Origin of the sequence: Desertibacillus haloalkaliphilus (genome assembly GCF_019039105.1) — a bacterium.
Classification (GTDB): domain Bacteria; phylum Bacillota; class Bacilli; order Bacillales; family KJ1-10-99; genus Desertibacillus; species Desertibacillus haloalkaliphilus.
In genome coordinates this window covers 1-325 of sequence record NZ_JAHPIV010000618.1, presented here as the reverse complement: position 1 = coordinate 325, position 325 = coordinate 1, and the positions used below count along the sequence as shown (strand labels likewise).

The window sequence follows — 325 nt, the reverse complement described above, 5'->3', positions numbered from 1 at the left end:
ATTGAAACTTTGTTGATTTTTGTTGCTGGGATTTGGATCATTTATGAATGTGTTCATAAATTAATGCATCCTGAGCCTGTTAAACTGCCGGTACTTGGTATTGTGGTCATGCTAATCGGCGCACTTATCAATTTTGTTGTGTCGAGAGTTGTGAACAAAGAGGCAGAGCGAGTACATTCTGTTGCCATGAAATCGAATGCACTGCATCTTTTAACAGATGTGTTTACGTCACTAGGGGTTGCCATTAGTTTATTGCTTGTTGCATTAACGGACTGGTATTTCCTCGATCCGATTATTGGAATGGTGCTAGCGCTCTATATTATGC

Annotated in this window: 1 protein-coding gene; it reads left to right on the top strand. The window is 40.0% G+C overall.

What is annotated here, in order from left to right; genetic code table 11:
• Nucleotides 1-325 (top strand): cation diffusion facilitator family transporter (locus KH400_RS23555; RefSeq protein WP_217228757.1); only part of this gene is annotated, 325 nt, incomplete at both ends.